Origin of the sequence: Nocardia sp. CC213A, assembly GCF_030766805.1 — a bacterium.
Taxonomy (GTDB): domain Bacteria; phylum Actinomycetota; class Actinomycetes; order Mycobacteriales; family Mycobacteriaceae; genus Nocardia; species Nocardia otitidiscaviarum.
Map to the genome: position 1 here is coordinate 39,323 of NZ_JASFXA010000035.1, position 8,239 is coordinate 47,561.

The following is an 8,239-nucleotide window of genomic DNA, read 5'->3' on the forward strand; positions in this document are numbered from 1 at the left end:
GATGCCTCTCATTTTCCTGAATGGCGGAGCCATGCGTGGTGGGCCGCTGAATCATCTGCTCGCGGGCGCACCGTTCGCGGGTGAGGTGAAAACCGCGCCGCACTACCGGTTCTATTCGGTCGGCGACCGGTTCCCGGGCCTGCACCCCGTGTCCGACGGGGGCGCTCCGATTGTCGGGGAATTGTTCGACGCGCCGATGGAGGTGCTGCGTACCAGCCTGCTTCCGGCGGAACCGCCGGAACTGGAGCTCGGCGTGATCGAACTCGAGGACGGCCGTTCGGTGCTGTCCATGGTGCTGCGCCGTCCGCCCGTTTCCTATCCGCAGCTGATCGACATCACCGAATTCGGCAGCTGGACGACTTATCGCGAGGGAAAGAAATGAAATACGGACCCGGAGGCTCGCCCCGGAAATTCGACGTCAACTGTTCGATTCTCTTCACCGACCTGCCGCTGTTGGAACGGCCCGCCGCGGCCAAGGCGGCCGGATTCGACGGCGTCGAATTCTGGTGGCCGTTCGGAGAGAATCCGACCCCGGGCGACAAGGAGATCGACGCCTTCGTGCGCGCCATCGGCGACGCCGGGGTGGAATTGGTCGGCCTGAACTTCATCGATCTCATTCCCGCGGGCCGCGGTCTGGTCTCGGTGCCGGGGGAGGAGACCCGATTCCGCGACAATATCGACGTGGCGGTCGGCATCGCCGAGCGCACCGGCTGCACGGCGCTGAACGCCCTGTACGGCAATCGGATTCCCGGCGAGGACGCGGAGAAGCAGGACGAACTGGCCCTGGAGAACCTCGGCCTGGCCGCCCGCGCCGCCCAGCGCATCGGGGCGACCGTGCTGCTCGAGGCACTCAACTCCTATGAGTCGCAGTCGTATCCGATCGTCTCCGCGGCCCAGGCGGTGCGGGTCATCGAACAGGTCGGCGAGCCCAATGTGCGCTTCCTCTGCGACCTCTACCACCTGGCTCGCATGGGCGAGAACCTGACCTCCGTCATCGACACCTGGGGCCGCTACATCGGCCACGTGCAGATCGCCGACTCGCCGGGGCGCGGCCGGCCGGGCAGCGGTGTCCTCGACTTCGACGGACTGTTCGCCGCCCTGGACGCCAGCGGCTACGACGGCTGGATCGGCCTGGAATACAAAGACCCCGAACTGGATTGGGAGTGGATCAAGTGACCAAGATTGGATTCGTCGGACTGGGCATCATGGGCGGCCCGATGGCCGGGCATCTGGTGCAGGCCGGTCACGATGTCACCGTCTACGATGTCAACCCCACCGCCATCGACAAGCTGACCACCGTCGGCGCGACCGGTGGCGGCGATATCGCGGAGACGGTGCGCGACAAGGACATCGTCATCACCATGCTGCCGCAGGACGAGCACGTGGAGGCGGTGTTCGCCGAGGTCCTGGCGCACGCCGCCGAGGGCACCCTCTACATCGACTTCTCCACCATCACCCCGCGCACCGCCGAGTGGACCTACACCGAGGGCGCCAAGCGTGGTCTGCGGGTGCTCGACGCCCCGGTCTCCGGCGGTGAGCCCGGCGCGGTGAACGCCACGCTGTCCATCATGGTCGGCGGTAGCGAGGACGACTTCGCCACCGCCACACCGATCTTCGAGACCGTGGGCAAGACCTTCGAGCTGGTCGGCCCGAACGGGTCCGGTCAGGTCGTGAAGGCGGCCAACCAGCTGGTGGTCGGCGGCACCTACGCCCTGATCGCCGAGGCCATCCTGCTCATGGAGTCGCTGGGCGCGAATGCCGAGAAGGGCCTCGACGTGCTCGCGGGTGGGCTGGCGGGCAGCCGCATCCTCGAACTCAAGCGCAAGACCATGCTGGAGCGCAGCTTCGCGCCGGGCTTCCGGATCGACCTGCACCACAAGGATATGGGCATCATCCTGGCCGCCGCCCGCCAGGCCGAGGTGCCGATCCCGATGGGCGCGCAGACCGCGCAGCTCATCGCCGCCGCCCGCGCCATGGGCCACGGCTCGCTGGACCACTCGGCCCTGCTGCTGGTTGCCGAGGCGCTGGCCGGGAAGGGGCGGGCGTGACACGGATGCGCACCGTGGACGCGGCCGTCCTGATCCTGGAGAAGGAAGGCGCGACACAGGCTTTCGGGCTGCCCGGCGCGGCCATCAACCCCTTCTACAGCGCCATGCGGGCGCACGGCGGCATCCGCCACGTGCTCGCCCGGCACGTGGAGGCGGCCTCACATATGGCCGAGGGCTACACCCGCGCCCGGGCCGGGAACATCGGCATCTGCGTCGGCACCTCGGGCCCGGCCGGAACCGATATGATCACCGGACTGTATTCCGCCAGTGCGGATTCCATTCCGATCCTGTGCATCACCGGCCAGGCACCGGTGGCGAAGCTGCACAAGGAGGACTTCCAGGCCGTCGATATCGCCTCGATCGCCGCCCCGGTGTGCAAGTGGGCGGTGACGGTGCTGGAGCCCGCGCAGGTGCCCGGGTCCTTCCAGAAGGCGTTCCAGCTGATGCGCTCCGGACGGCCCGGCCCGGTGCTCATCGACCTGCCCCTGGACGTGCAGCTGGCCGAGATCGAGTTCGATATCGACACCTACGAACCACTCGCGGTGCACCATCCCGCCGCCACCCGGGCGCAGGCGGAGAAGGCGCTCACCATGCTGGCCGCCGCCGAGAAGCCGCTGCTGGTGGCGGGCGGCGGCGTGGTGAACGCCGATTCCGCCGAACTGCTGGTCGAATTCGCCGAACTGACCGGCGTTCCCGTGGTGCCGACGCTCATGGGCTGGGGCACCATCCCGGATGATCACCCGCTGCACGCGGGCATGGTGGGTTTGCAGACCTCGCACCGCTACGCCAATGCCACGCTGCTGGAATCGGATTTCGTGCTGGGTATCGGCAATCGATGGGCCAACCGGCACACCGGCGGCGTCGACACCTACACGCGCGGACGCACCTTCGTGCACGTCGATATCGAGCCGACGCAGATCGGGCGGGTGTTCGCGCCCGATTACGGCATCGTCTCCGACGCCGGTGCGGCGCTGACGGTGTTCCTGGAGGTGGCGCGGGAGATGGCCGCCGACGGGCGGCTGCCGGACCGGTCGAACTGGGCGGCGCAGTGCCGCGAGCGCAAGCGCACCCTGCTGCGCAAGACCCACTTCGACGCGGTGCCGATCAAACCGCAGCGGGTGTATCAGGAGATGAACCGGGCCTTCGGCTCGGACGTCCGCTACGTCACCACCATCGGCCTGTCGCAGATTCAGGCGGCGCAGCTGCTGCACGTGTACAAGCCGCGGCACTGGATCAACGCGGGCCAGGCCGGACCGCTGGGTTGGACCCTGCCCGCCGCGCTCGGCGTGGCGACCGCCGATCCGGACACTCCCGTGGTGGCGCTGTCAGGTGACTACGACTTCCAGTTCCTCATCGAGGAATTGGCGGTCGGCGCGCAGTTCAACATCCCGTACATCCACGTGGTGGTGAACAACTCCTACCTCGGTCTGATCCGGCAGGCGCAGCGCCAGTTCGACATGGACTACTACGTGCAGCTGTCCTTCGACAACATCAACAGCCCCGAGGTGGGCGGCTACGGCGTCGATCACCTGAAGGTGGCGGAGGGGCTGGGCTGCAAGGCCATTCGCGTCTCCGAGCCCGACCGCATCAGGCAGGCGCTCGAGGACGCCAAGAAGTTGATGGCCGAGCATCGGGTGCCGGTGCTGGTGGAGGTCATCCTCGAACGGATCACCAATGTGTCCATGGGCCTCGAGATCGACAGCATCAACGAATTCGAGGAACTGGCCGGCTCGGTGGACGACGCGCCCACCTCCATCGCCGCTCTGGAGTACGAAGCGAGCGGGAGCACGGTGTGATCCAACCGCGCGGTGGGGTGAGGAAGGGATGGCAGGAGGGCCACGTGCTGCTGGCCCCCGACAAGTTCAAGGGATCGTTGACCGCCCCGCAGGTCGCCGCGCACCTCGCGGCCGGACTCCGGGCCCTACGCCCGGACGTCCCGGTCGTGAGCGCGCCGGTGGCCGACGGCGGCGACGGCACCGTGGACGCCATGGTGGCCGCGGGTTTCGCTCGTCTGCAGACGGGCGTCACCGGGCCGGTCGGAGATCAGGTGGCCGCCTCGTTCGCGATGAGGGGCGAGACGGCCGTGGTGGAGCTCGCCGAGGCGTCCGGGCTGCGGCGGCTCCCCGACCGGCCCACGGCCGCCACCAGCCTCACCGCCACCAGCGCGGGCACCGGTGAGCTCATGCGCATCGCCGCCGAACGCGGCGCGCGGCGCATCGTGCTCGGCCTCGGCGGCAGCGCCTGCACCGATGGCGGTGCGGGCATGCTCACCGCGCTCGGGGCACGGCTGCTCGACGAGGACGGGCAGCCGGTGCCGCCGGGCGGCGCGGGCCTGCTGCGGCTGGCGCGCATCGACATCACGGACATGATCCGGGTGCCGGTGGTGGTCGCCTCCGACGTGGACAATCCACTGCTCGGCCCGCGTGGCGCCGCCGAGGTGTACGGGCCGCAGAAGGGTGCGAGCCCGGCGGAAGTATCCCAGCTGGCAGCCGGTTTGGCGCGGCTGGCCGAAATCGTCCGTCGCGATGTTGGCGTCAACGCGGCGGAGCGCCCGGGAGCGGGCGCAGCGGGCGGCGTGGGTTTCACGGCCCTCGCCGTCCTCGGCGCCACCCTGCGCCCCGGGATCGAGATCATGTTGGAGCAGCTGGATTTCGACGCCCTGCTCGCCGGTGCGCGGCTGGTGATCACCGGCGAGGGCTCGCTGGACGAACAGACCCTGCACGGCAAGGCCCCCATGGGCGTGGCGCGGGCGGCCGCGCGCGCCGAAGTGCCGGTGCTGGCGGTGTCCGGTCAACGGCTGGTGTCCCGGGAACAGTTGCGCCGCCACGGATTCGATGACGCGTTCGCACTCACCGATATCGAATCCGATCCGCGGGTCTGCATGACGCAGGCGGGCGCACTGCTGGAGCGGCTGGCCACCCGGATCGCCGAAGCCCGTCTGGAGCGCCCCCTGACCCGAAACCCCCTGTAGGAGAACCATGTCGGATTTCACCACCCTGCCGGATCTGGCTCTGCGCAGCTACCGCGCCGGTGTCGTCGCGGCCAGCGACGAATCCTTCGAGGAGCGTGAGAATCTCATCAACCCGTGGGAGCCTCGCTTCTCCGCGGAAACCTTCGGTCCCAAGGGCCAGGAGTACGACGGCTGGGAAACTCGCCGCCGTCGCAGCCCCGGCCACGACTGGGCGATCATCCGCCTCGGCATGCCCGGCATCATTCGCGGCGTCGTCGTCGACACCGCCTGGTTCAAGGGCAACTACCCGCCCTTCGCCTCCGTCGAAGCCTGCCGGGTGTCGGGCTATCCTTCGGCGGCACAGTTGAATTCCACCGCCGACTGGGTGGAGATCGTTCCCCGCACCGCGCTGGGTGGTGATGCCAAACACGAGATCCCGGTCTCCGACGACCGCATCTTCACCCACGTCCGCCTGAACATCCACCCCGATGGCGGCGTGGCCCGACTGCGCGTGCACGGCGAGGTCGTCCCCGACCCCGACCTGCTCGCGGGCCTCACCGTCGACCTGGCCGCGTTGGAGAACGGCGCTCGCGCCCTGTCCTGCTCCAACCTGTTCTATTCGGCGGCCGACAATATGCTGGCCCCCGGCCTGGCCCGCAACCAGGCCGAAGGCTGGGAAACCGCTCGCCGCCGCGATGACGGCAACGACTGGGCCGTCATTCGTCTGGCCGCCCAGGGCACGCCCGAGCTCATCGAGTTGGACACCACCAACCTGATGTTCAACGCTCCCGGCGAGGTGCGGCTGCTCGGCATCGACCACGCCGGCGACGACCCGCTGCCCCCCGCCGACTCCGCCGACTGGTTCGAATTGCTGCCCCGAACAGCCGTGCAGCCCGACACCCCGCACCGTTTCCGGGTGGCAGCCGAGGCCAAACGGCCCGCCACGCATGCCAGGCTGGACATCTATCCGGACGGCGGCGTCGCTCGCCTGCGCATTCTCGGTTCGCTCACGCAATCCGGAACGGATGCCCTGGCCGCCCGCTGGTCCGGCACTCCCGCGTGAGAACCACGGTCGGCCCACAGCGGTCGACCGCACCATCGTGCCGCCCGCCATCGCCTACCCGGCGGGTCCCGGCGATCCGAACAGCCACAGTGCACCCCTGAACGGATCGCGGTACGGCCGCCCGGCCCCCTTCGTACCGGTTACTTCGAGCAGGACCGATGAGGAGGGGGCCGGTGCGTGCGCACGTCATCGGACGGGCAGTGCGGCGGGTGCGGCGTGCCGCTTCGCCCATTCCCGCCACGTGGTGAGTTCGTCCCCGCTCCGGGCGGACATCGCGACGGTGCCTTCCACGGCCCGAATCAGATCGGCCGCCGCCAGCGGGCGGCGGCCGGAGTAGGCATCGAAAAGCCCAGTGACGACGCACTGTTCGATCTGTTGGCCGGAGAAGCCCTCGGATGCTTCGGATAGGTCGCGGAGCAGGGGAGGGGAGAGCGACAGCCCTGCGGCGGGGCCGATGAGACGACGCTCGAGATGAATGCGCCAGATGGATGTGCGTGCGGCCGAATTCGGGAGGTCGACGAAGAACGTCTGGTCGAAGCGGCTCCCGCAGAGGAGATCCTGGGGTAGACCGTCGATGTTGTCCGCAGTGGCGATCACGAACACCGGGCGGGTCTTCTCGCTCAACCATGCGAGGAAGGCGTCGAAAACCGCCGCGCGAGCACCGTTCTCGCCGGATATCATCCGATCGATACCGCTCACCCAGAGTACGCAGGGCGCGGTGCCCTCGACCGTGGAGAGGGACGCGCGCACAGCGCGGTCACCCACTGATCCATCGCACGCGCGGCCGAAGTCCCAGCGGATGAGTGGCAGCCCCCACTCGCCGGCCGTCGCCTTGGCGATCGAGGACTTCCCGCACCCGGGCACACCGGCGAGGAACACCCCCTTGGGCGCGGGCAGCCCGTAATCGGCGGCCTCGGCGCGCCAACAGTCGCGACGACTCAGCAGCCACGCCTCGAGGTTCGCGAGCCCACCCACGTGCTCGAACCGCATATCGGTCCGAACCAGCTCCAGCCCACCGGATCTGCGCACAGCCTGTGCTTTCCCCTCGAGCACGATGTCCACCGCCGACTCCGCGATACCACCGTCCACCATGGCCAGCGTGAACGCCCGTTCGGCCTCGATGAGCGTCATCCCGACCGCCGCCGTGGCGAGCCTGTCGCGCACTGCCTCATCGAGAACGGCGGTTCCGTCTGCCCCCATGCTGTCCAGCAACTCACCGATCTCCGCCGCCGTCGGCAGCGGGAAATCCACCACGGTGACATCCCGCTGCAACTCCGCCGGTATCCGCAGCATCGGGGCGACCACGATCACTGTTCGTGCCGCTTCACCGGATCGGAAGTCCCGCACCAGATCTCGTAGCGCCCGCACCACCTGAGGATCGGCCGGACGCTCATCATCGCCGAGAAAGGCATGCAGATCGGTACAGACGAACACGGCAGACTCCACCACCCGCCGAATCCCTTGCAACATCTGCGCTGGTTCCCGGGTATTGCGCTCGGTCAGCCCACCCGACCGCCGCATTCCCTCCGTAGTCGTCCAGTGCCACAGCGCCCGAGACGGCTCCAATTCCTCCACGGCGGAGCGAATCTCGCCGAGAACCCGCTGTTCCTCGTACGTTTCGATATAGAGCAGCGGGAAACGAGCCTCGAGAAGACGCGTCAGGGTGCGGCGAAACGGGTGCACACCCGCCGATGGTAGTGCCGCCGGGAAACGCTGGCCGGGTATTCGCGACGGGAGTCGCAAAAGCGGTCGGCACCGAACCCTAAACGGGCAATTCGTATGTGAAGACGTGCAGGTCAGATGCTGGTTTCGCTTCTGCTGCAATGGATTTAGCGGTAGAATTGGTGCATGATTCCGGAGGGGGAAACGCGAGGCGGTGATACCGCGGCCGATCTGTCGGCCGCGATGGACACCCTGCTCGCGACCGATCTCACCGGACTGTCCGACACAGCTCTCGTGGAGGTGATGCGGGAGGTGGAATCCGTCCGTTGTCGGATGGCGGCACTGTCGCACCGCATGATCGCCGAAGTCGAGTCCAGGCATCTGTGGGAACGCGCCGGAGCCAAGGGCATGCGCGGCTATCTGATCGACGTGTTGCGGTTGTCGGCCGCCGAGGCCGGGGCGCGGGTACGGGCCTCGGTCCCGTTGCGGCCGCGGTCGTTCTGCGGGGAACCGACC

8 protein-coding genes are annotated in these 8,239 nt (G+C 68.5%); 7 read left to right on the plus strand and 1 reads right to left on the minus strand.

The features are described 5' to 3' along the window. The first annotated feature begins 1 nt into the window (after position 1). The 6 genes from QJS31_RS36450 to alc are packed head-to-tail and all read left to right on the plus strand — an operon-like array spanning position 2 to position 6,061. Positions 2-382 (plus strand): hypothetical protein, encoded by a 381-nt coding sequence (locus tag QJS31_RS36450; protein ID WP_029932897.1) that lies wholly within the window; start codon positions 2-4, stop codon positions 380-382. Beyond that, positions 379-1,176, plus strand: coding sequence for a hydroxypyruvate isomerase family protein (locus QJS31_RS36455; RefSeq protein WP_195115083.1), 798 nt, complete (start codon positions 379-381; stop codon positions 1,174-1,176). The genes QJS31_RS36450 and QJS31_RS36455 overlap by 4 nt, the downstream gene beginning before the upstream one ends. After that, a complete protein-coding gene (locus QJS31_RS36460; protein WP_306358930.1) occupies positions 1,173-2,048 on the plus strand; it encodes an NAD(P)-dependent oxidoreductase in 876 nt (291 codons plus the stop codon). Before QJS31_RS36455 ends, QJS31_RS36460 begins: the two co-directional genes overlap by 4 nt. A gap of 5 nt (positions 2,049-2,053) precedes the next feature. Continuing rightward, a complete protein-coding gene (gene gcl / locus QJS31_RS36465) occupies positions 2,054-3,844 on the plus strand; it encodes a glyoxylate carboligase (RefSeq protein ID WP_372341779.1) in 1,791 nt (596 codons plus the stop codon). 17 nt (positions 3,845-3,861) lie between these two features. Then, complete coding sequence (locus QJS31_RS36470) at positions 3,862-5,019, plus strand: glycerate kinase (protein ID WP_306358932.1); 1,158 nt, start codon at positions 3,862-3,864, stop codon at positions 5,017-5,019. A 7-nt stretch (positions 5,020-5,026) separates the two neighbouring features. Next, entirely contained in the window at positions 5,027-6,061 is a 1,035-nt protein-coding gene (alc, locus tag QJS31_RS36475; RefSeq protein ID WP_306358933.1) for an allantoicase, read from the plus strand. A 186-nt stretch (positions 6,062-6,247) separates the two neighbouring features. On the opposite strand, the gene QJS31_RS36480 is transcribed toward alc, so the two are convergent. Further along, complete coding sequence (locus QJS31_RS36480) at positions 6,248-7,885, minus strand: AAA family ATPase (RefSeq protein WP_306358934.1); 1,638 nt, start codon at positions 7,883-7,885, stop codon at positions 6,248-6,250. 24 nt (positions 7,886-7,909) lie between these two features. Between QJS31_RS36480 and QJS31_RS36485 the strand changes: the two genes are divergently transcribed. Further along, positions 7,910-8,239: DUF222 domain-containing protein (locus QJS31_RS36485; protein WP_306358935.1), on the plus strand; the 330-nt coding region annotated here is incomplete at its 3' end.